Source organism: Streptomyces sp. LUP47B, from assembly GCF_001746295.1.
In the GTDB taxonomy this organism is placed as follows: domain Bacteria; phylum Actinomycetota; class Actinomycetes; order Streptomycetales; family Streptomycetaceae; genus Streptomyces.
Genome location: NZ_MJAH01000003.1, coordinates 318,714 through 342,768, shown reverse-complemented (window position 1 = coordinate 342,768; position 24,055 = coordinate 318,714). Strand labels below are relative to the sequence as shown.

22 protein-coding genes and 1 pseudogene are annotated in these 24,055 nt (G+C 70.2%); 16 read left to right on the top strand and 7 right to left on the bottom strand.

What is annotated here, in order from left to right; genetic code table 11:
• Window positions 1–21 precede the first annotated feature (21 nt).
• Window positions 22–1,707 (top strand): ribonuclease J, encoded by a 1,686-nt coding sequence (locus BFN33_RS12050; protein WP_069759943.1) that lies wholly within the window; start codon window positions 22–24, stop codon window positions 1,705–1,707.
• Window positions 1,708–1,785: 78 nt separating this feature from the next.
• A complete protein-coding gene (locus BFN33_RS12045) occupies window positions 1,786–2,523 on the top strand; it encodes a spermidine synthase (protein ID WP_069759942.1) in 738 nt (245 codons plus the stop codon).
• Between the two features lie 91 nt (window positions 2,524–2,614).
• On the opposite strand, the gene BFN33_RS12040 is transcribed toward BFN33_RS12045, so the two are convergent.
• The 4 genes from BFN33_RS12040 to BFN33_RS12025 form a co-directional block, all read right to left on the bottom strand.
• Window positions 2,615–3,769, bottom strand: coding sequence for a substrate-binding domain-containing protein (locus BFN33_RS12040; protein ID WP_370743275.1), 1,155 nt, complete (start codon window positions 3,767–3,769; stop codon window positions 2,615–2,617).
• Window positions 3,770–3,853: 84 nt separating this feature from the next.
• Window positions 3,854–5,065: an ABC transporter permease gene (locus BFN33_RS12035; protein WP_069759941.1), complete on the bottom strand. Its 1,212-nt coding sequence runs from the start codon at window positions 5,063–5,065 to the stop codon at window positions 3,854–3,856.
• Window positions 5,065–6,633 carry a sugar ABC transporter ATP-binding protein gene (locus BFN33_RS12030; protein WP_069759940.1) on the bottom strand — a complete coding sequence of 523 codons (1,569 nt, stop codon included), beginning with the start codon at window positions 6,631–6,633 and terminating at the stop codon, window positions 5,065–5,067. The genes BFN33_RS12035 and BFN33_RS12030 overlap by 1 nt, the downstream gene beginning before the upstream one ends.
• 199 nt (window positions 6,634–6,832) lie before the next feature.
• A complete protein-coding gene (locus BFN33_RS12025; RefSeq protein ID WP_256122727.1) occupies window positions 6,833–7,627 on the bottom strand; it encodes an IclR family transcriptional regulator in 795 nt (264 codons plus the stop codon).
• 181 nt (window positions 7,628–7,808) lie between these two features.
• Between BFN33_RS12025 and BFN33_RS12020 the strand changes: the two genes are divergently transcribed.
• From BFN33_RS12020 to BFN33_RS11980, 10 genes and pseudogenes are all read left to right on the top strand, one after another.
• Complete coding sequence (locus tag BFN33_RS12020; RefSeq protein WP_069759938.1) at window positions 7,809–8,768, top strand: cyclase family protein; 960 nt, start codon at window positions 7,809–7,811, stop codon at window positions 8,766–8,768.
• A complete protein-coding gene (locus BFN33_RS12015) occupies window positions 8,768–9,856 on the top strand; it encodes an NAD(P)-dependent oxidoreductase (RefSeq protein ID WP_069759937.1) in 1,089 nt (362 codons plus the stop codon). Before BFN33_RS12020 ends, BFN33_RS12015 begins: the two co-directional genes overlap by 1 nt.
• A complete protein-coding gene (locus BFN33_RS12010) occupies window positions 9,853–10,794 on the top strand; it encodes an NAD(P)-dependent oxidoreductase (protein ID WP_069759936.1) in 942 nt (313 codons plus the stop codon). The genes BFN33_RS12015 and BFN33_RS12010 overlap by 4 nt, the downstream gene beginning before the upstream one ends.
• A 69-nt stretch (window positions 10,795–10,863) precedes the next feature.
• Complete coding sequence (locus BFN33_RS12005) at window positions 10,864–11,748, top strand: NAD(P)-dependent oxidoreductase (protein WP_256122726.1); 885 nt, start codon at window positions 10,864–10,866, stop codon at window positions 11,746–11,748.
• Window positions 11,745–12,518: an SDR family oxidoreductase gene (locus BFN33_RS12000; protein ID WP_069759934.1), complete on the top strand. Its 774-nt coding sequence runs from the start codon at window positions 11,745–11,747 to the stop codon at window positions 12,516–12,518. The genes BFN33_RS12005 and BFN33_RS12000 overlap by 4 nt, the downstream gene beginning before the upstream one ends.
• Window positions 12,519–12,615: 97 nt before the next feature.
• Window positions 12,616–13,671 (top strand): L-idonate 5-dehydrogenase, encoded by a 1,056-nt coding sequence (locus tag BFN33_RS11995; protein WP_069759933.1) that lies wholly within the window; start codon window positions 12,616–12,618, stop codon window positions 13,669–13,671.
• Between the two features lie 88 nt (window positions 13,672–13,759).
• A pseudogene (locus tag BFN33_RS49665) lies at window positions 13,760–14,176 on the top strand (D-glycerate dehydrogenase); the annotation flags it as partial.
• Between the two features lie 107 nt (window positions 14,177–14,283).
• Window positions 14,284–14,853 (top strand): TetR/AcrR family transcriptional regulator, encoded by a 570-nt coding sequence (locus tag BFN33_RS11990; RefSeq protein WP_069760247.1) that lies wholly within the window; start codon window positions 14,284–14,286, stop codon window positions 14,851–14,853.
• 241 nt (window positions 14,854–15,094) lie between these two features.
• On the top strand, window positions 15,095–16,117 hold the full coding sequence (locus BFN33_RS11985; protein WP_069759932.1) for a LacI family DNA-binding transcriptional regulator: 1,023 nt from the start codon (window positions 15,095–15,097) through the stop codon (window positions 16,115–16,117).
• A gap of 227 nt (window positions 16,118–16,344) precedes the next feature.
• Window positions 16,345–17,475 carry a cellulose binding domain-containing protein gene (locus tag BFN33_RS11980; protein ID WP_069759931.1) on the top strand — a complete coding sequence of 377 codons (1,131 nt, stop codon included), beginning with the start codon at window positions 16,345–16,347 and terminating at the stop codon, window positions 17,473–17,475.
• 238 nt (window positions 17,476–17,713) lie between these two features.
• Here the strand turns inward: BFN33_RS11980 and BFN33_RS11975 are convergent, their stop codons facing one another.
• Complete coding sequence (locus BFN33_RS11975; protein WP_069759930.1) at window positions 17,714–18,907, bottom strand: N(5)-(carboxyethyl)ornithine synthase; 1,194 nt, start codon at window positions 18,905–18,907, stop codon at window positions 17,714–17,716.
• 429 nt (window positions 18,908–19,336) lie between these two features.
• Between BFN33_RS11975 and BFN33_RS11970 the strand changes: the two genes are divergently transcribed.
• Window positions 19,337–20,422 carry a fatty acid desaturase gene (locus tag BFN33_RS11970; protein ID WP_370743279.1) on the top strand — a complete coding sequence of 362 codons (1,086 nt, stop codon included), beginning with the start codon at window positions 19,337–19,339 and terminating at the stop codon, window positions 20,420–20,422.
• 479 nt (window positions 20,423–20,901) lie between these two features.
• On the opposite strand, the gene BFN33_RS11965 is transcribed toward BFN33_RS11970, so the two are convergent.
• A complete protein-coding gene (locus BFN33_RS11965) occupies window positions 20,902–21,339 on the bottom strand; it encodes a DoxX family membrane protein (RefSeq protein WP_069759929.1) in 438 nt (145 codons plus the stop codon).
• Window positions 21,340–21,424: 85 nt separating this feature from the next.
• On the opposite strand from BFN33_RS11965, the gene BFN33_RS11960 reads away from it, so the two are divergent.
• A complete protein-coding gene (locus BFN33_RS11960; RefSeq protein ID WP_069759928.1) occupies window positions 21,425–22,102 on the top strand; it encodes a metalloregulator ArsR/SmtB family transcription factor in 678 nt (225 codons plus the stop codon).
• A 69-nt stretch (window positions 22,103–22,171) separates the two neighbouring features.
• Here BFN33_RS11960 and BFN33_RS11955 read toward each other — a convergent pair whose 3' ends face one another.
• The gene (locus BFN33_RS11955) at window positions 22,172–22,609 is read right to left on the bottom strand and encodes a pyridoxamine 5'-phosphate oxidase family protein (protein ID WP_069759927.1); all 438 of its coding nucleotides are present in this window, start codon (window positions 22,607–22,609) and stop codon (window positions 22,172–22,174) included.
• A 256-nt stretch (window positions 22,610–22,865) separates the two neighbouring features.
• Here BFN33_RS11955 and BFN33_RS11950 point away from each other — a divergent pair, with 256 nt between their 5' ends.
• A complete protein-coding gene (locus BFN33_RS11950; protein WP_069759926.1) occupies window positions 22,866–23,657 on the top strand; it encodes an N-acetyltransferase in 792 nt (263 codons plus the stop codon).
• Window positions 23,654–23,878: a translation initiation factor IF-1 gene (gene infA, locus BFN33_RS11945; protein WP_069759925.1), complete on the top strand. Its 225-nt coding sequence runs from the start codon at window positions 23,654–23,656 to the stop codon at window positions 23,876–23,878. The genes BFN33_RS11950 and infA overlap by 4 nt, the downstream gene beginning before the upstream one ends.
• The last annotated feature ends 177 nt before the right edge of the window (window positions 23,879–24,055 follow it).

Genomic DNA, 24,055 nt, shown 5'->3' with positions numbered 1-24,055 from the left:
ACCCTCCGGTAACGTGAGGGTATGAGCCATCCGCACCCAGAACTCAAAGCCGCCCCGCCACTGCCCGAAGGCGGACTGAGGGTGACCGCCCTGGGTGGTCTGGGCGAAATCGGCCGGAACATGACCGTCTTCGAGCATGCCGGCAAGCTGCTGATCGTGGACTGCGGCGTGCTGTTCCCCGAGGAGAACCAGCCCGGCGTCGATGTGATCCTTCCCGATTTCACCTCGATCCGGGACCGCCTCGACGACATCGTCGCCGTCGTTCTCACCCACGGCCACGAGGACCACATCGGGGGCGTGCCGTATCTCCTGCGGGAGCGCTCGGACATCCCGGTCGTCGGCTCGAAGCTCACTCTCGCCTTCCTGGAGGCCAAGCTCAAGGAGCACGGCATCCGCCCCCGCACGGTGCGCGTGCGGGAGGGCGACCGGCGCGGCTTCGGCCCCTTCGACTGCGAGTTCGTGGCCGTCAACCACTCCATCCCGGACGGCCTCGCCGTGGCCCTGCGGACCCGGGCCGGCCTGGTGCTGCACACCGGTGACTTCAAGATGGACCAGTTCCCGCTGGACGACCGCATCACCGACCTGCGCGCCTTCGCCCGCCTCGGCGAGGAGGGCGTGGACCTGTTCCTCACCGACTCCACCAACGCCGAGGTCCCCGGCTTCACCACCTCCGAACGGGAACTGAACCCCGCGATCGAGCAGGTCCTGCGGACCGCCCCGCGGCGGGTCATCGTCTCCAGCTTCGCCAGCCATGTGCACCGCATCCAGCAGGTCCTGGACGCCGCCCACCAGCACGGTCGCAAGGTGGCCTTCGTGGGCCGTTCGATGGTCCGCAACATGGGCATCGCCCGCGACCTCGGCTACCTCAAGGTGCCGTCCGGTCTGGTCGTGAACGCCAAGGAACTGGAGAAGCTGCCGGACCACCGGATCACCCTGGTGTGCACGGGTTCTCAGGGTGAGCCGATGGCCGCCCTGTCGCGGATGGCCAACCGCGACCACGCGATCCGTATCGGCAAGGGCGACACCGTCCTGCTCGCCAGCTCCCTCATCCCCGGCAACGAGAACGCCATCTACCGGGTGATCAACGGCCTGACCCGCTGGGGCGCCAACGTCGTGCACAAGGGCAACGCCAAGGTGCATGTCTCCGGCCACGCCAGCGCCGGGGAACTCGTCTACTGCTACAACATCGTCCGGCCCCGCAACGTCATGCCCGTGCACGGCGAGTTCCGTCACCTGCGGGCCAACGCCGACCTCGCCATCCGTACCGGCGTCGACCCCGAGCGCGTCGTGATCGCCGAGGACGGTGTCGTCGTCGACCTCGTCGACGGCCGCGCCTCCATCGTCGGCAAGGTGCCCGCGGGCAACGTCTACGTGGACGGCATGGAAGTCGGCGGCGCCACCGAAGCGTCCCTCAAGGACCGGGTCACCCTTGCCCAGGAGGGCGTCATCACGGTCGTGGCCCTCGTCGACGCCGACACCGGCGCGCTGGCCGAGCCCCCGGACTTCCTGGCCCGCGGCTTCGTCCACGACGAGGCCACCTTCGAGCCGGTGATCCCCGTCATCGAGAAGACGCTGGCCACCGCCGCCCAGGAAGGCGTCGGCGACGCCCACCAGCTCGAACAGCTCATCGCCCGCGCCGTGGGCAACTGGGCGTTCCGCGCCCACCGCCGCAGGCCACTGATCATCCCGGTCGTCATCGACGCCTGAGACGGCCGCCGCCCCGGCTCACCGCTTCCATGCTGCGTCACTCATGCGTCCACGAACGAACGTCAGAAGGGTGAGCGGATGAGCCGGCGCTTCGAGGAGATCGACTGGCAACCGACACCGATCGGTGAGATCAGTCTGCGCCGGCGCCGTCACCCGGTCTCGGGAGACGACGTGTACGAGGTGAAACTCGGCGACGAGTTCCTGATGTCCAGCCTCTTCACCACCGGGGAGATCGCGCTCACGGAACTCGCACTGGCGCAGCTGCCGGACACCGAACGGGCCGAATTCGACGTCGCCGTCGGCGGACTCGGGCTCGGCTACACCGCCCGGGCGGCGCTGGACGACCCCCGGGTGCGCTCGCTGATCGTGATCGACGCGCTCGCCGAAGTCATCGACTGGCACCAGCGGCACCTGGTGCCCCTGGGGGCCCGGCTGACGTCGGACGCCCGCTGCCGCCTGGTGCACGGCGACTTCTTCGCGCTGGCCGCCGAGCCCGGCGGTCTGGATCCCAAGGAGCCGGGCCGCCGCTTCCACGCCATCCTGCTGGACGTCGACCACTCACCGCGCCATGTGCTCCATCCCCGGCACGCCGCGCTCTACCAGCCTACGGGGCTCCGTGCCCTCGCCGAACACCTCCACCCCGGCGGGGTGTTCGCCCTGTGGTCGAACGACCCGCCCGACGAGGAGTTCACCTCCGCACTCAGGGAGGTCTTCGCACAGTCGGCAGCCCACGTCGTCGACTTCGACAACCCCCTGCAGGGCGGCACCTCGGCCAACACCGTCTACCTGGCCGGCACGGCACCGGGCACAGCGTAGGACGACGGAGACGCGGCGCTGCCCCTCCCGCCGGGGAGGGCGGGAGGGGCAGCCTGGGGTGGTGCTCAGGGTGTGGCCCAGCTTGCTCGGGTCACTTCCCCCAGAGCTTCCGGTAGGCCTCGCGGTACCCGCTGGGGTCCCAGGAGGACTTGCCGCCGCTGTTGGCGGCCGTGGCGATGTGCACCGGAGCGACGTAGCCGCTGGCGGGCTTGCCGGCGAAGGCGCGGTTGAACTCGTCGATCATCTGCCAGCCCTGCTCGGACAGCGGCTCGGGAACCGTCGCCGACTGGAACTGCTTGCTGTTGACACGCTGGAAGGCGGACGGGTCGCCGTCGCCCGCGCCGATGTTGAAGGGGGCTTGATTGCCCTGCTTGCCCGCTGCCCGTAGTGCTGGGGCGGCGTCGGCGAAGTAGAGGTCGTTGATGGCCACCGAGCTGGTCCACTTGGCGCCGAAGCGGGACAGCAGCGCGGAGACCTCCTGCGGCGTGCGGTTGCTGGCGTCCGCGATGGGGATGTTGGAGGTCGTCAGGACCTTCACGTCGGAGCAGGTGGCGAGCTCCTTCTCGATCAGGTCCGACTTGCCCTTGGCGAAGGGTATGGACGCGTCGGTGAAGACCACCACGCCCGCCCGGCCGTTGGACTGGCCGATGATCCAGTCGGCGCTGATCTTGGCGACATCCTGCACCTTGGTGGTGACGTTGCTGAAGAGCTTCGGGTCCGTGCTGGGGCCGGGGGCGTCCACGGCATGCCAGCCGATGAGGGGGATGCCTGCGGCGTTGGCCTGGGCGACCTGCTGCGCTGTCGACTTGGGGTCGAAGCCGGAGAGCACGATTCCGTCGGGCTTGACGGCGACGGCCTGACTGAGCGCGGCCTGGATGCCGGCCGGGGTGCCCTGGCCGTCGATGATCCGTACGGTCCATCCGATGGCCTTGGCGGCTTCCTTGACGCCGCCGGCGGCGCCGGCGACTCCCGGGTTGGTCATGCTCTGGGCGACGTAGACGATGGTCTTGCCCGTTGCCGCCTTGGGGCCGGTGGTCGGGCCGTCCCAGGGAGCGTTGGCGTCCTCCGCGGCCTTGACCGCCGTCTTGGCGGTGGCGAGGACCGCGGGACAGCCGGCCTTCGAGTCGGCGACGGCGCTGGCGGTGCCGACCTCCGACCCTCGAGTGCAGCCTGCGGCGAACGCGGTGACCACGGCGCATGCGGCCACGGCTCTCAGGGGCGCTTTGCGGGTGTGGTGGTACGACACGGACGGGCTCCTTGCTGATGTACGGGGAGGGCGGGTGACGTCCGGACGACGGGCCGCCTGGGCTGTACGTGGGGTTCGGTGGTTCTAGTCCGTCGTCGTGGACGGCGGTGGGGGCGCGGATTCCGCGGCGGCGACGGAGGTCTGCACGGAGGCTGCCGGCGGCGCGGACGCCGACGGTCCGGACAGTGAGGTGCGGGTGGCGTCGGCCCCGGCGCGCAGTCGGCGGCGGGCGGAGTAGCCGGCCAGGCCGACGGCGAGGAGGAGGGTGCCGCCGTTGAACAGGGAGGTGGCCCAGAACTCGGCCCCGAGCTGCTGGATGCCGGCGAGGCCGATGGCGAGGATGGCGACGGCGACGACGGTGCCGGCGGCGTTGGCGCGACCGGGCTTGATGGCGGTGGAGCCGAGCAGCGCGCCGACGAAGGCGGGCAGCAGGTAGTCCATGCCGACGCTGGGGTTGCCGATCTGCTGCTGGGCGGCGAGCAGGACGCCGGCGAAGCCGACCACGAGCCCGGATCCGGCGAAGGCGTAGATGCCGTAGCGGCGGGTGGGGATGCCGACCAGGTCGGCGGCGCGGGCGTTGGAGCCGATGACGTACAGGTAGCGGCCGAGCGGCAGCCGTTCCAGCAGCAGCCAGAGGATGACGGCGAGGCCGAGGACGTAGAAGGCGGGTACCGGCAGGCCGAGGAACTTCGAGTCGTACAGGTCGGTGAAGGCCGGGGGCAGTCCGCTCGGGCCGGGGACGATGCGCGCGCCGTCGGTGATCCAGCCGGTGCAGGCGTACAGCACGCTGCCGGTGCCGAGGGTGGCGATGAAGGAGTCGATCTTGGCGAACTCGACGAGCAGCCCGTTGAACACGCCGATGACGCCGCCGCCGACGATGACGACGAGGCAGGCCAGCGGCCAGGGCCAGCCGTTGTTGACGATGAGCTGCATGGCCAGGACGTGGGCGAGGCCGAGGCCGTAGCCGACGGAGAGGTCGAACTTGCCGGTGACGATGGGGATCATCGCGCCGAGGGCGAGCATGGCCGGGATCGACTGGTTGGACAGGATCGACGAGATGTTGTCGAGGGTGGGGAAAGTGTCCGGCAGGGCGAAGGAGAAGACGAGGAAGAGCAGGACGGTGAGGGTGAGCAGGCCGTAGGTGCCGATGACGTGGCCGCGCAGTCGGCCGCCACCCCGGCCTCGGGACGGTCCGCCGGGGGCGGCGCCGGTCGTGCGCCTGCTCCTGGGCGTTTTGGCGTCGCCGCCGGTCGTGGACCGCTGGGCTCTGCGGGTGGATGGGGTCTCGGTGGCCATCAGTGGTTGCCCGTTCCGGTCAGCGCCGGCATGGCCGACGCGGCGTGGGTGAGTTCGGTGACGGTGAGGGCGTCGCCGGACAGTTCCGCGGTGACGTGGCCCCGGACGAAGACCAGCGCGCGGTGGCAGACGTCGGCGACCTCCTCGAAGTCGGTGGAAATGAGCAGGACGGCGAGCCCTTCGGCGAGGGCGTCGTCCAGGAGCCGGTAGATCTCGGCCTTGGCGCCGACGTCGACGCCGGCGGTCGGCTCCTCGAGGATCACCACGCGGCGGCTCAGGCGCAGCCAGCGGCCGATCATGATCTTCTGCTGGTTGCCGCCGGAGAGAGTGGCGATCGGGGCCTCGGAGTCGGCCGGGCGCACGCCGAACCGCTCGACGAGCGACCTGGCCTCCGCGCGTTCGCGTGCGGGGCTGATCCAGCGCCAGGGGGCCCGGGCGTCCGCGCGGGGGTTGGCCAGGAAGTTCTCGCGCACGGTGAGTTCGAGGGCGCAGCCCTCCTCCTGGCGGTTGCTGGTGACGAAGCCGATGCCCGCGTCGACGGCCGCGGCGACCGAGTGGGGGCGGTACGGCTTGCCGTCGAGCAGCACCTCGCCGCCGGTGAAGGGCCGGGACCCGGCCAGAGCACGGCCGAGATCCATGTGCCCGGCTCCGGTGAGGCCGACCATGCCGAGGACTTCCCCGGTGCGCAGTTCCAGTTCGACGGGGCCGGCGCCCTCGGTGGTGACGCCGGTCAGGTGCAGCACGGTGGAGGCGGGGGTGCCGGTCGCCCGGGGGCCGGGAGGGCGGTGGCCCTCCGGCTCGCGGCCGACGATGTCGTGCACGATCCGGTCCGGGCCGTGGTCGGCCAGGAGGCCCTGGCTGATGAGGCGGCCGTCGCGCAGGACGGCGAAGCGGTCGGCCACCTGGTAGACCTCGTCGAGGCGGTGGCTGACGTAGACGATGGCATGGCCGCGGTCGCGCAGGGTGTGCAGGACGTCGAAGAGCCGGGCGCAGTCGGCGGCGGGAAGGCTGGCGGTCGGTTCGTCGAGGACGATGAGGTGTGCGCGGGTGGCCAGTGCGCGGGCGATGGCGACGAGGGAGCGTTCGGCGCGGGTGAGGTCGGCGACGGCCGCGTCCGGGTCGAGGTGGCCGGCGACTATCTCCAGGGCCTCGGTGCAGCGCCGGCGTACCTGCCGCCAGGAGACGAGCCCGGCGCGGCGGGGGTAACCGGTGCCGAGGGCGACGTTCTCGGCCACCGTCATCCACTCCACGAGGCCGAGGTCCTGGTGGATGAAGGACATCTCGGTGGACGCGGCGCCGGAGCCGAGCGGGTGACCGGCGACGGTGACCTGGCCCTCGTCGGCGCGATAGACACCGGCAAGGATCTTGATAAGTGTGGATTTTCCCGCACCGTTATGGCCCAATAGGGCGAGAACGCTGCCTGCCTGAACGTCGAGGTCCACATCGGCGAGGGCGAGGGTTCCGCCGAACCGCTTGCGCAGTCCGCGGATCGTCACGAGCGGACGGGAGGCCACTCCCCCGTCGCGCGACGGAGAACTGGAGGCTGTGTCGTCGGGAGCGTCGTTCACGGACTTCTCCGGGGATTTGCAGGCCGAGGACCGATCCAACGGCTCGACCAGAATCCTGAACTCGTTACAGCATCCTGGTCAATACTCCCGTCGCCATAGATTGCTCCAAAGTTACGGCGGCGGTACGGAGAAGTTCCGTACGGCCGCCGTTGTCCCGATCGCCATGGGCCCCCCGCACCAGCGGGCAGCCCATGTCACCTCATCCGCCCCCCGCCGTCAGCCCTCGCGGAAGCATGGGGTTCTCCAGCCCTGCCGCGATGGCGCGCAGGTCCTTCAGAAGCGCCTCACGGAAGTCGTCGTCGAGTCGCGCCTTCAGCACGGTGACGCTGATCGCGAAGGGGGCCGAGTCGGTGCGGAATCCGGTGACCGGCACGGACAGGCACAGGACGCCCGCGGTGGCCTCCTCGTCGTCGACCGCGTAGCCGCGCTCCCGGGTCGCCGCGAGGTCCTCCAGCAGCGCGGGCACCGAGGTGAGGGAGCGCTCACTGAGCGCGGGCAGGGTGCGGCCGCGCAACCGGTCCTCGGCCACCGCCGGATCCAGCGTCGACAGGATCGCCTTCCCGGTCGCCGTGCAGTTGGCGGGGAAGCGGTCGCCGATGTTGGCGGTGAGCCGCAACGGCTGAGTACCGTCGTAACGGGCCAGATAGAGAACGTCCAGACCGTCCAGAACGGCCACCCGGGCGGTCTCCCGCGAGATGTGCGCACTGCGCCGGCACAGCTCGTAGAAGTCGCGCAACTGGTCGACCGTGGACAGGTAGCGGCCACCGAGTTCCACCAGCTTGCGCCCGAGGCCGAAGCCTGTGCCATTGCGCGTGATCATGCCCGCCGCCTCCAGCGAGGCGCAGAGATTCCCCGTCGAGGACTTCGGCAGGCCCAGGGCGCGCGCGATGTCACTGACCGACAGCGGCCGGCCCTCCGCCTCGCCGAGGACGTCGAGAATCGCCACCGCTCGGGTCACCGCCGGGACGAGGCTTCCCGGGTCGCTTGCGCTCACCGTCGTTTCCACCCATCATTCTGTTCGTCGTTCAGCATGTTGTTATTGTCTCTCGTCTGTCACCGAACGACAATGCCGTCGCCGTGCGCTTTGCCATCGAGATTCGCCGAGTCTCCTGACCGTAGCGCGCCTTCCGGGCCGATCGACGACACCCTCCGAGCCTTGGAGCGCTGAGCAGCTCATGACCAGCAGCCCACCCCCTTCCCCGCCACCTCCGCCCGACAACGGCCCCCGCCTGTCCCGCGAGGACTTCGATTCCCTCTTCGACTCCGTTCGGACCTGGGGCACGTGGTCCCCCGCCGACCGCGGTGCGTGGAACCGGGTCACCCCCGCCCATGTCCAGCGAGCCACCGCCCTCGTCCGCAGCGGCGTCACCGTCCCCATGGCTCTGCCCTGGAACACGGTTCCCGGCCCCGACAACGGCAAGCCCGCTCTGCATTACATGTCCGATCTCGGCGACGTCGAGGCCCCGGAGCCGTCCTGCCACAAGGACTTCATCGCGGTCGACTACCACGGCAAGGGCGTCAGCCACCTCGACGCGCTCTCCCACATCGCGTACCGCGGTCAGCTCTACGACGGCCGCGCGGCCCGCGAAGTGGTCGACGCCGCCGGCGCCCACTTCGGCGCGGTCTCCGCCCTGGGGCCCCTCGTCACCAAGGGCGTTCTGATCGACCTGCCCGCCGTCCTCGGCACCGACTGGCTCGAGCCGGGAACCGCCGTGCACGCCGAGGACGTGCTCGCCGCGGAGAAGGCGCTCGGCGTGACGATCGCCGAGGGCGACGCGGTGCTGCTGCGCTCCGGCCACTTCCGACGCCGTGCGGAACTCGGCGCCTGGAACCCCGACAACGCCAGTGCCGGCTTCCACGTGGACGCCGTACCCCTCCTCGCCGAGCGCGGAATCTCCCTGCTGGGCGGCGACGGCGACAGCGACGTGCGCCCCTCCCCCGTCGACGGGCTGCACTCCCCCGTGCACGCCCTCGCTCTCACCGCCATGGGCCTACCGCTGCTGGACAACCTCGACCTGGAGGCGTTGTCCGCCGCCTGCGCAGCCGAAGGCCGTTATGAGTTCCTGCTGGTCGTGGCACCACTGAACGTCCCCGGTGGCACGGGCTCGCCCGTCAACCCGGTCGCGGTGCTGTGATGACGAGCTCCCAGCCGGCGGAGGGCCGGTTCACCGTCGGGGTCAGCCGTGACTTCCGCGACGCGGACGGACACAACGTGTGGGGCGACATCCGGCTCAGCGAGCTGGACGCCGCCGGGATCCCCTGGCACTACCTCCCGCGGGACACCGGCGAACTCCTCGCCCCGGACATCGACGGCCTGGACGCCGTCCTGTTCGCCGGCCCCGCCGTCACCGCCCGCACGTTCGACGGCGTCACGCGGCCCCCGCTTCTCTTCGCCCGCTTCGGCGTCGGCTACGACGCCGTCGACCTCGACGCCTGCACGCGCCACGGCGCCCTGGTCACCATCACCCCCGACGGCGCCAGACGCCCGGTCGCCACCGCCGCCCTCACCATGCTGCTGGCGGTCCTGCACAACGTCACCGCCAAGGACCGGCTGGTGCGTCAGGGACGCTGGTCCGAGCGCGAGCAATGGATGGGGCTCGGGCTCACCGGCCGCCGGATCGGCCTGCTCGGGCTTGGCAACACCGCCCGCGACCTGGTCGGTCTGCTGCGGCCGTTCGACACCGAGGTCATCGCCTACGACCCCTACTGCCCGCCGGAAACGGCCCGCGAACTCGGCGTGCGTCTCACCGACGCCGACACCGTGATGGCCGAGGCCGACGCGGTGATCGTGATGTGCGTGCTGACCGAGGAGACGTATCACCTCGTGGACGCCCGCCGACTGGCCCTGATGAAGCCCTCGGCCGTGCTCCTCAACGTCGCCCGCGGGCCGATCGTGGACGAGGCGGCACTGATCGACGCTCTGCGCGCCGGCCGCATCCGCGGCGCCGGACTGGACGTGTTCGAGTCCGAGCCTCCCGGCGCCGACAACCCGCTGCTCTCCATGGACAACGTCGTTCTCAGTCCGCACAGCCTCGCGTGGACCGACGAGATGTCCGCCGGCAACGGCGGAAGCGCGGTCCGGGCCGTCCTGGAGGTGGCGACCGGCCGCCTGCCGCGGTTCGTCGTCAACCGGGACGTGCTCGGCCACCCGTACCTCTCCGAACGGCTGGGCGCCCTCGCGGCGGACACGGGGCAGCACGCACCGGCAGGGGTCCGTCCGTGACCTCCCCGCCTCAGCCTCCCGGCACGGTCGGCTTCGTGGGGCTCGGCGCGATGGGCCTTCCCATGGCGGCCAACCTCGCGAAGGCCGGCTTCCACGTCCTCGTGTGGGCCCGGGGCCGCGTCCCACTCGACGCCGCCGTCGCCGCCGGCTGCCGTGCGGCCGGCCAACCCGCCGACGTCGCCGCCGGCGCCCGTACGGTCATCACCATGCTCCCCGATCTGCCTCAGGTCCGGGACGTGTCGGCCGGCCCGGACGGACTGCTCGCAGGCCTGGGCACCGCCGCGCCGGGCGAGGCGATGGACACCCTCGTCGTCATGGGTACCGTCTCCCCCGTCGCCGTACGTGCCCTGGCCCGGGAACTGCGTTCCTCCGGCGTCACCGTCGTCGACGCTCCTGTCAGCGGTGGCGTGACAGGCGCCCAGGACGCCACCTTGTCGATCATGGCGGGCGGAACGCCGTACGCCGTCGACCGCGTCCGTCCGTACCTGACCGCCATGGGCTCGACCGTCCGCCGCATGGGCGACATCGGAGCCGGATCGCTCGCCAAGGCCTGCAACCAACTCGTCGTGGCCGGCACCCTCGTGGCGCTCGCCGAGGCCGTCGTACTCGGCGAGCACGGTGGCCTCGACCCGGCCGCCCTGCTGGAGGTGCTGGCCGGCGGACTCGCCTCCTCGGAGGTGCTCGCGCAAAAGCGCCGTCACCTCGCCGACAGCGACTTCACCCCCTCGGGCCCCGCCCGCTATCTCCACAAGGACCTCGGCTTCGTGCTGGACAGTGCCGCGCACGCGCACGTCGAGCTGCCGCTGTCCACCTCCGTCGCCCGCCTGTACGCGGCGATCGACGACCGAGGCCTCGGCGATCTGGACAACAGCGTCGTCCTCCGGCTGTTGCGTGAGGACAACAGTCCCTCCCGCCCGCACCACACCTCGAAGGACTGAGCAATGCAGATGGGAATCGTCGGCCTAGGACGCGTGGAGGAACTGGTCGGCAATCGTTCAGGAGGTCAGGTGTCAGGAGATACAGAGGTCGGCGTGGCCGGGCTCGGAGTCATGGGCTCCGCCATCGCGCGACGGCTGCTCGACTGCGAGCACGCGGTGCGCGTCTACGACATCAGGCCGGAGGCCGTCGCCGAACTCGCCCGGGAGGGGGCCGCCACGGCGCAGTCACCGGACCGGCTTTCCCCCTCGGGAGTGGTGCTCCTCTCCCTCAACACCGCGCGGATCGTGGAACAGGCGGTCTTCGGACCGGGCGGGATCCTGACCGGGGCACCGGACGGCGTGCTGGTGATCGACATGTCGAGCATCGAGCCCGGCCGCACGCGCGAGTTCGCCGAACGTGCCGCAAAACTGGGCGCCGGCTGGGTCGACGCCCCGCTGTCCGGCGGCGCACCGGCCGTCGAGCGCGGTGAGCTGACGCTGATGCTGGGCGGCGAAGCGGAGCACGTCGAACGCGCCCTCCCCGTCCTCGGGTTGCTGGCCTCCCGGCTGACGCATCTCGGCCCCGCCGGTGCCGGCCAGCTGGTCAAGGCCGTCAACCAGGTGCTGGTCGGCTGCGGATTCGCCGCACTCGCCGAGGCAGCCGCCCTGGTGCGGGCGGCCGGCCTTCCGCCCCGGCAGGTACTCGCCGCGCTCACCGGAGGCAGAGCCGACTCCGCGCTCCTGCAAGAGTTCTTCGTGAAGTTCGCCGACGCCGACCTCTCCCCCACCGGACGGATCAGCAACATGGTCAAGGATCTCGACGCCGCGCGCGACCACGCACGCTCCGCAGGCGTGCCCATGCCCGTCACCACCGCTGTCGCCGAGCTGCACCGCTGGCTCACCGCCGCCGGCCACGGCGACGCCGACAACGCCGCGCTGATGCACTACTACGCTCCTCTGGAGGTACGGCCGTGAAGGCTCCCGCACTGTTCGACCTCACCGGCCGCCGCGCCCTGGTGACCGGCTCCAGCAAAGGCATCGGAGCCGCCCTCGCCGCCGGACTGGCCGAGGCGGGCGCCGAACTCGTCCTCAACGGCCGCGACGTAGGTGCGCTGGAGCGCGCGCGGCAGGAACTGGCCGAGAAGACCGGGGCCAAGGTCCACACGGCGGCCTTCGACGTCACCGACGAGACGGCCGTACGACGCGCGGTCCGGGAGATCGAGGACGACCTGGGCCCTGTGGACATCCTCGTCAACAACACCGGCGTGCAGCACCGCGAGCCGCTGCTGGAGGTCTCGGCAGAGAACTTCGAACGGCTGCTGCAGACCAACCTCACCAGCGCCTTCCTGGTCGGCCGCACGGTGGCCGCCGCCATGGTCGAGCGCGGCCACGGAAAGATCGTCAACATCTGCTCCGTCCAGACGTGGCTCGCCCGGCCGGGCATCGCCGCTTACGCGGCCTCCAAGGGGGGCCTGGCGATGCTGACGCGCAGCATGTGCGCGGAGTGGGCCGGATCCGGACTGACCGTCAACGCACTCGCCCCCGGCTACGTGGTCACGGAGCTGACCAGGCCCCTGGTGGACGACCCGGCCTTCGACACTTGGATCCGAGGCCGCACCCCGGCCGGCCGCTGGGCCACGGTCGAGGACCTGGTCGGCACGCTGGTGTGGCTCGCGGCCCCTGCGTCGGACTTCGTCAACGGTCAGGTCATCGCCGTCGACGGCGGACTGACCGCGGTCGTCTGAACGCACTGCGATCCACGACCCTCACGGCCGGCCACAGCACGCAGACACGCAACCAACCGAAGCAGCCGAAGAGTTCGGCAGAGAGCGGGACGAGCACATGGACTCAGCGACGATGCGAGCCGTGGTGGCGCATGGTGCGGGAGACCTCCGCCTGGAGGAGCGTCCGGTACCGGTGCCCGGCCCGGGCGAGGTGGCGGTCGACGTCCAGTACGGCGGTATCTGCGGCTCCGACCTGCACTACTGGCGCCACGGAGCCGTCGGGGAGTTCCGGCTCCGCGAACCACTGGTGCTCGGCCACGAGATCGTGGGCCGGGTGCGCGAGGCGGGTCCCGGCGTCCAGGCGCCGCCGCCGGGGACCCCGGTGGCCGTACACCCACTGGATTCCTGCGGACGGTGCCGGCAGTGCCACGCGGGTCGACGCAACACATGCCTGGACACGGGCTATCTGGGCAGCGCCGCCAGGAACCCCCATGTACAGGGCGGCTTCGCCGACGTCCTCGTCGTCCCCGCGGAACGGGTGCTCACGCTGCCGGAGGGCCTGGATCTGCGGCTGGCCGCGGTGGCCGAGCCCGCCGCGGTCGCGTGGCACGCCGTACGGCAGGCCGGAGACGTACGGGGGAAGCGAGTGCTGGTCACCGGCGCGGGCCCCATCGGTTGTCTGGTGGTCGCCTCGCTGCGGGCCGCGGGCGCGACCGACATCACCGTGACCGACATGCACGAAGCGCCGCTGGCCGTGGCCAAGCAGGTGGGGGCCACCTCGGCCGTACGGGTCGGCGTCGGAGCCGACCACCTTGAGGAACTCGCCGCGGACATCGCCATCGAGTCCTCGGGCAGTCCCGCGGGCCTGCGCACCTGCGTGTACGGGGTCGACCGGGGAGGCCTCGTGGTGGGCCTCGGCCTGCTGCCGCCCGGGGACACTCCGGTGGCGGCCAACGCCCTGATCACCCGGGAACTGCGCCTCGTCGGCTCCTTCCGTTTCGACACCGAGCTCACCGAGGTCCTGCACGCCCTGTCCGACGGCCGCCTGGCCGTCGAGCCGGTGGTCACTTCCGTGGTCCCGGTAACCGACACCCAGAAGGCGTTCGAGCTCGCGGCCGACCCCGCCCGCTCGTGCAAGGTGCTGCTCGACTTCGGCGAGCCGACATCGCTCTGACGGCGCGTCGCCTTCTCCCGCGTGCTCCTGATCCCGCCACCCGAAACGGAGTTCCGCATGTCGGGCACATCCTCCCGCCGCCCCCCGCGTGGCGGCCAGCCGCAACGGCCTTCCGGGAGAGGGCGTCGAGCGCCTCTCCGCCCGCTGTGACGTCACCGCCTGGGCGGGAACCGCACCGCCGACGGCCGCCGAGCTGGCCGGGCTGGTCCGGGGCTGCGAGGGCCTGCTCGTCCTGGGCGCCGACCGCGTCGACGCGGCGCTGCTCGACGCGGCGGGGCCCGGCCTGCGGGTCGTCGCTCTCGCGTCAATGGGCTACGACGGTGTCGACGTCGCAGCCGCGGCGGCACGGGGCGTCGTCGTCACCCACACCCCTGAGGTGCTCGCCGACACCACCGCCGACGTCGCGATGGCGCTCATCCTTATGGCCCGACGTCGCCTGCCCGCCGCCACTGACGCGCTGCGCCGCGGTGCATGGGGCGCCTTCCGCATGGACGCCTTCCTCGGACTCGACGTGCACGGAGCCACCCTCGGGCTGATCGGCTACAGCCAGATCGCCCGACCCCGCCCAGCAACCGGTTCGAGCGGCGCCGCGCCGAAACCCGTGGCACCCTCATTCGCGCGGCCCGGCAGATACTCGCCGAGACCGGGGACACCGGCGTCAGCATCCAGGCGATCGCGGAGCGCGCCGACGTCGGCTTCGGCTCCTTCTACAACCACTTCCAGTCGAAGACCGAGCTGTTCGAGGCGGCCGTGGTGGACGCCCTGGAGGAGTTCGGCCAGAGCTTCGACGAGCGCCTGACCGGCGTCGACGACCCGGCCGAACTCGTCGCGGCGGGCTTCCGGCTCAGCGCCCGTATGGCCGACTCGCACCCGGAGCTGATGCAGGTCCTGCGCCGTCGCGGCCTCGGACACCTCCACTCGGACAACGGCCTGGTCCGGCGGGCACTGCGTGACCTCGAAGTCGGCATGGCCTCCGGCCGCTTCACCGCCCTCGACCCCGCGGTCGCCCTCTCCGCACTGGGCGGAACCCTGCTGTCCCTGGTGGAGCTGCGGTTCGCCCGCCCCGACCTGGACGGTGACGAAGCCGCGGTGAACCTGGCCGAGATGGTCCTGCGCATGCTGGGCGTACCCTCCGACGACGCCCACGAGGTCGCCCGACGACCCCTTCCTGACGCAGCATGACCGACCGGGCCCTGCCTGTTGGACGAGGAGTCCGGCCGGGAGGTGCCTCGAGCAACTCCTCCCTTCGGCAGATGCCTCCTTGAGGGGCGGTTCCGTTGCCGTCCCCCGTTGCTTCAGCCGGTTCGGGAGCGCTCCCAACCATGGGCGGCAGGATGACCGTCCGTATCCACACCCCTGGTGAAGTCTCATGTGCGCGATCCCCTTCGGCGGCTAAGATCTGTGATCTCTTGGGGGAGGTGGCATGGGCAGGCGACGCCCGGAGGCACCGACGCTGGAAGAGGTGGCCGCACACGCAAGGGTGGGGCGAGGCACGGTCTCCCGCGTCATCAACAACGCCGCGGGCGTCAAGGAGTCGACACGTCGGGCCGTGCAGCAGGCCATCGACGAACTCGGGTATGTGCCCAATCTCGCGGCCCGTTCCCTGGCCGGGCGGCGGGCCGACGCCGTAGCCCTGGTCATGACGGAGCCGGACTGGCGGCAGTTCGCGGAGCCCTTCTTCTCCGAGATCGTCACCTCGCTCGGGGACGCCCTGACCGACACCGGAATGCAGCTGATGCTGACCCTGGTCCGCTCGGACGCCGAACGACAGCGTTTCCTCGAGTACGCGCGCGGCGGCCGGGTCGACGGCGTCCTGCTGATGTCCGTGCACGCCGGTGATCCGCTGCCGGACATGCTCGCCGAGGCCCGGCTGCCGACGGTGCTGCTGGGGCGCCGCTCCGGCGACGAGTACGTCAGCTACGTCGACATGGACAACGTCGGCGGAGCGCGCAGCGCCGTCTCCCACCTTGTGCAACGGGGCCGCAGGGTCATAGCCACCATCACCGGGCCGCTCGACCTGCATGCCGCCCAGTGCCGGCTGCGCGGCTACGAAGAGGCCCTGGCGCTGGCGGGGCTGAAGGTCGAGCGGACCCGCGTCGCCGAAAGCGACTTCACGGCGGAGAGCGGACGGCTCGCCATGGCGGAGCTCCTCGAACGGCATCCGGACATCGACGGCGTTCTCGCCGCGTCGGACACCACAGCCGCGGGGGCCCTGGAGGCCCTGCGCACGGCCGGACGCCGGGTGCCCGAGGACGTCGCCGTGATCGGCTTCGACGACTTTCCGCTGGCTCAGCGGACCGAACCACGGCTGACCACGGTGCGTCAGCCGATCGAGGAGGTCGGGCGGGCCATGATCCGGCTGCTCCTGGAGGAGATGGAGGAGGGCGCCGTGGCCTGGCGACATGTCATCCTCCGTACCGAGCTGGTCGTCCGCGAGTCGACCTGACGCGCCCGCACAACTGCCGGGGAGAGGCCCGGAGTCGGGTGCCGTGTCTCGCAGCCCCGTCTGACCTGAGGCTCCCCGAATCGGTTCAACTTGTTCCTGCCGACAGCCTTGTCATGGACCTGAACCCTCCCTACAGTCCTGGCGAACCCAGAATTGGGAGCGCTCCCATTCGCTAGGTCATGGGAGCACTTCCCCGTCACCTCTCCCCCACCTCGAAGAGGATCCGCATGCGTCCTTCACGGCTCCATGCCCGCCGCGCGCGTGGCCTGCTCGGCGCGCTGCTCACCTCGCTCGTCTCGCTCGGCGCGCTGCTGACCACCGCCCCCGTCACGCAGGCCGACACCACGATCTGCCAGCCCTTCGGTACGACGACCATCCAGGGGCGATACGTGGTCCAGAACAACCGCTGGGGCACCAGCGCCACTCAGTGCATCACCGCGACCGACTCGGGATTCAGGATCACCCAGGCCGACGGATCCGTCCCGACGAACGGCGCCCCGAAGTCCTACCCGTCCCTCTACAACGGCTGCCACTACACCAACTGCTCTCCCGGCACCAACCTTCCCGCTCAGCTCAGCGCCATCTCGACCGCGCCCTCGAGCGTCTCCTTCAACTACGTCAACGGCGCGGTGTACGACGCCGCGTACGACATCTGGCTCGACCCCACGCCCCGCACCGATGGCGTGAACCGAACCGAGATCATGATCTGGTTCAACAAGGTCGGATCAGTCCAGCCCATCGGCTCCCCGGTCGGCAACGCCAACGTGGGCGGGCGCGACTGGCAGGTCTGGTCGGGCAACAACGGCTCCAACGACGTACTGTCCTTCGTCGCACCGTCGGCGATCACCAGCTGGAACTTCGACGTCATGGACTTCGCCCGGCAGGCCGTCTCCCGGGGAATCGCCCAGAACAACTGGTACCTGACGAGCGTTCAGGCGGGCTTCGAGCCCTGGCAGAACGGCGCCGGTCTCGCCGTGACCTCGTTCTCCTCCACCGTCAACAAGGGCACCTCCGGCGGCCCGGGCACCCCGGGAGGCTCTACGGCCTGCACGGTGGCCTACGGGACGAGCTCCTGGCAGGGCGGCTTCACCGCGGACGTAACGATCACCAACACCGGCGCCTCCCCCGTCAGCGGCTGGAAGCTCGCGTTCACCCTCCCCTCCGGGCAGCAGATCACCAACGCCTGGAACGCCAACCTCTCCGGGTCGTCAGGAGCGGTCACGGCGAGCAACGTGAGCCACAACAGCGAGCTGACGGTCGGCGGCCGGGCAACCTTCGGGTTCCAGGGCACCGCCGGCGGAACCGTTGCGAAGCCCTCCACCTTCACGCTCAACGGCACCGACTGCGCGACCGTGTGACACCCGCCTATCCTCCGGGCCCGCCCGGTTCCGCCGCGTCGGCGGGCGGGCCCGGAGGCCGAGAGTGACGGCAGCGCGCGGGAACGAGCAGGTGACCAACCGTACGTTCTTCCTGTCGCCCGCGTTGAGCCCGTCGCTACGGCAGGCCCGCTCCTACGACCCCGGTCGCCGTGACAGCCTTGACCAACTGCACCTGTATGGGGGGCAGTTGGATGTCGGCCGTCGACCCGGTGCCGCGTCAGGTCAGCCGGGTGGACGAGCTCGTCGCCGCAGGTGCAGCCAGGACCGGGGTCTCGTGGCGGTGGGGGTAGGCGGCCGCCCGGTGCTGGAAGGAGAGGATCTTCGGGTTCTGGACGACGCCGTCGCGCATCTCGGTGGCCTTGGTGATCGTGACGTCGGTGTCCCATGCCGTAGGGCCGCTCATGACCTTGCGCAGGTAGGGAAGGAGCGCCTCGCTGATCTCCCAGGTGGCGGAGTTCCACAGGTGGGACGGGCTGTGATCCACCGCGTAGTAGTGGCAGCCCGGACCCACCGTGAACATGGGCGCGCCGAAGGTCGTCGGGCGGGCCCACGTGAAGCCCATGCCCTCGTCGCAGGAGACGTCGACGAAGAAAGTGCCCGGCCGGAACAGGGTCAGTTCCTCGTCGGTGACGAAGGTGAGCGGAGCGTCGGTGTCCTGGAGGACGCAGTTGACGATGACGTCGAACTCCGCCAGGTACTCCGCCAGCGGCATGGAACCGGCCGCGGTGACCGCCCGCAGGCGCGACGGATCGTCCTCCTGCTCCTCGAAGTGGGCCATCACGACCGAGGGCATCGGCGAGGCCACCGCCGCGGCGGCACGCTGGGTGAGCACCGTGACGTCGGTGACCCCCATGGCGCCCAGTCCCGTGACCGCTCCGCGCGCCGTGGCGCCGAAGCTGATGACCACCGCGCGCAGGCGGCGGCCGTAGTGTCCGGTCAGTCCGCCGAGCTGCAGGGCGTGCAGGACCGAGCAGTAACCTGCCAGCTCGTTGTTCTTGTGGAACACATGGACGCTGAAGGCGCCCGTGGAGGTCCAGTGGTTCATGGCCTCCCAGGCGATCAATGTCAGCCGTCGGTCGATGCCCAGCTGGGTCATCTTCTCGTCCTGCACGCAGTGCGGCCATCCCCACAGCACCTGCCCCTCGCGCAGCGCGGCGATGTCGTCGTGCGTCGGTTTGGGCAGCAGCACGATGTCGCTCTCGGCGAGGAGTCGCTCGCGGGAACGCAGGCCCGCCACGAGCGGTAGCAGCGCGTCGTCGGTGACGCCGAACCGCTCGCCGTACCCCTGTTCGAGGAAGATTCTTCCGCGAATGTCCGGGGCGATCCGTTCGAGGTGGGCAGGGTGCAAGGGCAGCCGGAACTCGTTCTCCTTGCGGGAGGAGGCGAGTACTCCGAGGCTCATCAGACTCATACGGGTGCGGCTCTCTTCCGGCTGTATGCGATGCACTCCAGCCTTTGCCGTTCCCCGAGGGCGACGCCGCAATGGATGGCGGCGTACGAAGTGCACTCGGTAGGGCAACCGTACTCCCCTCCTGTCCCCGAGCCGACCCATCGGGCGTAGCCGCCCCTTCCCGCCCAAACGGGAACTTGCCCGGCGTCCGGGTCGTTGTAGCGGGTGGTTGTAGCTGAAGAAGGAACCGTGGAGTGGTTCACCGGCGGCCAGGGCCCGAAGGGCATGCAGGCCGACCGGTTTCGCGCGTTCTGAGGGCCCCCAATTCCGAGGCACGCCCGTCCCGCGGGCCTGCCTCGCGCTGCTTCCGTACTGGCTTCTCTCACCCCGGCGCCCTGCCCCCGCGCCGGCGGTGACGGCCCTCACGCGTTCGAAAGGAAAACCGTGACCATTGACACCGTCAACCGGGGCACCGAGCCGGCGGACCCCGCAGGGACGACGAAACACTCGCCCAGCGGCCGGGGCAGCGACTACGCCGCGCTGTCCCGCGAGGTGAAGCAGAGCGGGCTGCTGAGGCGGCGGCCGGGTTACTACTCCGTCAAGGTCGGCGCGAACCTGCTTCTGCTGGCCGCCGGATGGACGGCGTTCGCCCTGATCGGGCAGTCGTGGTGGCAACTGCTGACCGCTGCCTTCCTCGCGGTGATGTTCACTCAGACCGGGTTCATCGGTCACGACGCCGGTCACCACCAGATCGCTGCCTCCAAGCGCGTCAACAACCTCCTCGGCCGCGTGCACGCCGACCTGCTGGTCGGGCTGAGCTACGGCTGGTGGATCTCCAAGCACAACCGGCACCACTCCCACCCCAACCACGTCGACCGCGACCCCGACATCGCCGACGGCGCGATCGCGTTCACCGAGGACCAGGCCCGGGTCCGGAGCGGGGCGTACGCCTGGCTGGCCCGTCACCAGGCCTGGCTGTTCTTCCCGATGCTGCTCCTGGAAGGGCTCGCGCTGCACATCGCCGGCGTACGGGCACTGCTGGAGCGCACCGGCACCACGACCTCGCGGTCGACCAAACTCGCCGAGGCCGGACTGCTCACGGCTCACCTCGTCGGCTACCTCGCCGCGCTGTTCCTGGTCCTGTCCCCCCTCCAGGCCGTGGTCTTCCTCGCCGTGCACCAAGGACTGTTCGGGCTGTACATGGGGTGCTCGTTCGCGCCCAACCACAAGGGCATGCCCATGTTCGCCAAGGACGACAAGATCGACTTCCTGCGTCGGCAAGTGCTGACCTCACGCAACATCCGTGGGCACCGGTTCACCGACTTCGCGCTCGGCGGGCTGAACTACCAGATCGAGCACCACCTGTTCCCGTCCATGCCGCGGCCCGGCCTGCGCGACGCCCAGAAACTCGTACGCGCCTTCTGCGCCCGGCACGGCATCGCCTACCACGAGACCGGCCTCTTCAATTCCTATGCCCAGGTGCTGCGACACCTCCACGCGGTAGGCGGCCCTCTCCGACCCGAGCTGGAGTACTGATCTCGCACTCCTGGCGCACCGGCGGCGGACGCCGATTTCGTTGAGTCCCACCGCATTTCTGGCCCGCCGGGAGAACGGTGCCGCCCCGCTCGACTGCGACATGGAACAGCTTGCGATCTGAACGCAGGTCATGACGGCGGCTCCATCCGTCCGGAGGTACGCCGCGAAGGAGCGTGCGTCGGCCCGTTGCGACCGGTTCGTCCTGCCGAGTTCCGAATCCGTCCGCTGCCATCCGCGCGCAGGGCCTGCGGCTCGGCTTCGACGGGAAGCAGACGGATCCAGTACGCCGTCCGCGGAGCCGGGTTCATCGTCTGCGGGGCGCCGAAAAGCTCAGCCCGCTACGGCAGCACCGCGCGCCCTCGCGTGTCCGAACCCATGTGAGTCGCCATGCTCATGCTTCGGCCTCGGCTATGGCTACGAGCTGTGACGGGCGGGCTCGGAGGCCCGCCCGTCAGTGGCGATGAGTGAGTCGCACCCGTTCAGTGCTGCCGCATGCCGTGGTAGCGCTCGGCGAGACGGGCGAGGGCGACGGCGGCGAGCAGGAGCCCGAAGTCGCGCAGGGCGATGTCGTAGTAGTCGGGGATGGTCAGGAGGTTGACGATGATGCCAGCCAGCCAGCCGGCCACCAGCCAGGCTCCGAAGCGGGGCGCAAGGCCCACGGCGATGCCGGCGACGATTTCGATCACGCCTACGGCGTACATGGCGGCCTGGGCGCTGCCGGGAACAAGGTCGTTGATCCAGGGCGCGAGGTAGGCGGGCCAGTCCACGAGCAGGTTGGCGAACTTGTCCAGGCCGAACAGGATCGGCGCCACTGTGAAGGCGGTGCGCAGGATCACGAACGCCTGATAGCCGGGATCGGCGAGCAGCTCACGCCGCGGGCCGGCCGAGGATGTGGTGCTTGTGGTCGCGGAGGTCATGACGCCCTCTCCTTCTATCGACAACTCTCATCACCTATAGAAGCGTGGGTCCCTTCTTTAGTCAATGGCTGTTGGTTTTACACTGGTGTTCGTGGACGACCCGAAGGAAGTACGCGACGCCGATGTCTCCGCCATCGCCGCTCTGGACGAGCCGACACGCAGGCGGCTGTACGACCATGTGGTCCGCCAGCCCGGCCCGGTCGGACGGGACGAGGCGGCCGCCGCGCTGGGTCTGGCACGGCAGACCGCGGCGTTCCATCTCGACCGCCTGGCCGATGAGTCCCTGCTCGACGTGGTCTACGAGCGGCGCAGCGGGCGGGCCGGGCCGGGCGCGGGCCGGCCCGCGAAGCTCTACCGGCGTTCGACGAAACAGATCGCGGTCAGCCTGCCGGACAGGCGCTACGAGCTTGCCGGGCGGCTACTGGCACAGTCCGTGGAGGAATCCGGAGCGACCGGTGCGCCGGTGCAGGAGGTGCTGCACCGCAGGGCCGAGGAGCTCGGCACGCTGTTGGGCGAGCCGGGCAGCGGAAGTCTTTTCGATCTGCTGGAGCGGTACGGGTTCGAGCCGCGGCACGAAGAAGGCGCCATCGTGCTCGGCAACTGTCCCTTCCACTCCCTGGCCCGTGAGTACACGCAGACGGTCTGCGGGATGAACCTGCATCTGCTGCGGGGTGTCCTTCAAGGGCTGAGCGAGAGCGGGTACGCGGCCCGCCTGTCGCCCAGCCCGGGCCAGTGCTGCGTCCGGTTGGAGCCCGTCGCCTGACGGACCCAGGCGTCAGTGAGGACGAATGCGGCACCTTCACCAAGGCGCCGTGGGCGACCCCGACCGTGCTCACGCGGTAACGGAATAGCTCAGGTCCTGTGCGGTGAGGGAATCGGGAACCAGCCGCAACCACGTCGTTCCCCTCACCTCGGGGTCGTCGTACAGGTAACGCAAGAAGCGTGTGTCCCAGCGGGACTCGTCCGCGCCGAGGTAGCGGATGAGCTTGCGCCGGCCTCGCGGTACGTCGAAGGGCACGAGTTCGGCATCACCACGGGCGATCACCTGTTGGACGAGGCCCTTTTCGATGTCGCAGACGTCGACCACGAGGGCGACCGCGGGGTTCGACCTGACGCGATCGAAGAGCCTGGCCCACGGACCCGTGAGGACCCAGAAAGCTCCGTCCTCCCATAGGAACCACACAGGTCGGACCGTCGGGCCATAGGTCGCGATGCGCGCGGTGAGCGGCTGGTTGAGGAAGGTGTCCACATCGAGCGCGGGAGAGGTCACCCGCTCATTCTCTTCTCGCCGGCGTCCATTGGAATTCGACAGGTCGCACCAGTCCTCCAGCCCGGCTGCAAAAAGGGTTGGAGGAACGCGGCGCCCCGCTGCTACGTTCCTGATGGACCGTGAAGTCGTCGTATGGAGGTGAGACCCGTGAACACAGTTACCCATGGGTGCTCCCTCAACCCGTCACGGTCCGGCGGCTGACGTTCGGTGTCGCCAGGAGCGCCTGAGATCGAGGCACTCCTGGGAGGAGACTCCGATGAACACAACACCTTTCACATCTGGCCTGAGCGAGAACGCGGTAATGATCACGCGCGTCGCGGACAGGCAATGGCATGCACTGGATGACGACCTCGTGGTCGGCCGCGGGCAAGCACAGCACCGGCCCGACGGACGCTTGTTCGTCAGCATCGACGCCTGGCACGACTCCATCTTCGACCGGCTCGCCGAGGCGATGCTGGCGGAACTGCCGGCCCCGCTGTACACGGTGGTCGACGAAGCCGACGTCGAGCTGACGGCAGGCTGGCGGCGGGCCGGATTCACGGTCCGGCGCCGCGAGTGGGAGTACGTCGTGCCGACCGACCCACGGGTCACAGGACTCGAATCAGTCATGCCGCCTGCGGGCGTGACGATCGTGCCCGCCGGCCAGGCGGACGAGGGCCTGCTGCGGGCGGTGGACCGCGCGATCCGTGACGAAGTCGAGGCGACCGTCGGGTGGCAGTCGATGCCTGCGGAGGTGATCCCCCGCCCCGAGGGGGACACCATCGTCGACCCGTCGAAATACGCGGTGGCCGCGGGGCCCGACCGCTACCTGGGCCTCATCCGGGTGGTGACGGTGATCCGGCCGCGCATCGGGCTGATCGCGGTCCGGGCCGACGAGCGGCGCCTCGGCATCGCGCGGGCTCTGCTGGCCCACACGCTGGAGACGCTGCACCGCTCCGGGGCCGCCGCGGCCTGGACGGAGGTCCAGGAGTCCAACCACGCGGCCTCGGCGCTGTTCAAAAGCCTCGGTGCCCGGCCGATGAGCAGCAACCTGGAGCTGGTGCGATGACAAAGCACAAGAACGTCATCGAAGTCGAGGGCAAGGTCGTCGAGTGCCTGCGCAGCGCCATGTTCACCGTGGAGCTCGAGAACGGCCACCAGGTGCTCGCGCACATCAGCGGGAAGATCCGCAAGAACTACATCAAGATCATGCTGGAGGACCGGGTGCTGGTGGAGCTCCCGCCGTACGACCTGACGCGCGGCCGGATCGTGTTCCGGTACCGGAACTAACGGTGGTCGACACCCTCCGCGACAACTGATCCTTGCCCCGGTCACAGCGTTTCCGTGACCGGGGCAAGGTCATGCCGCAGCGAATCAGCCATGAACCGGCCGAGCTCGACCACACGGTCAACCGCCGCGGCTCGGTGCCGCGGCCAACGGTTATAGTCATGACAGGGAACGTTCCCG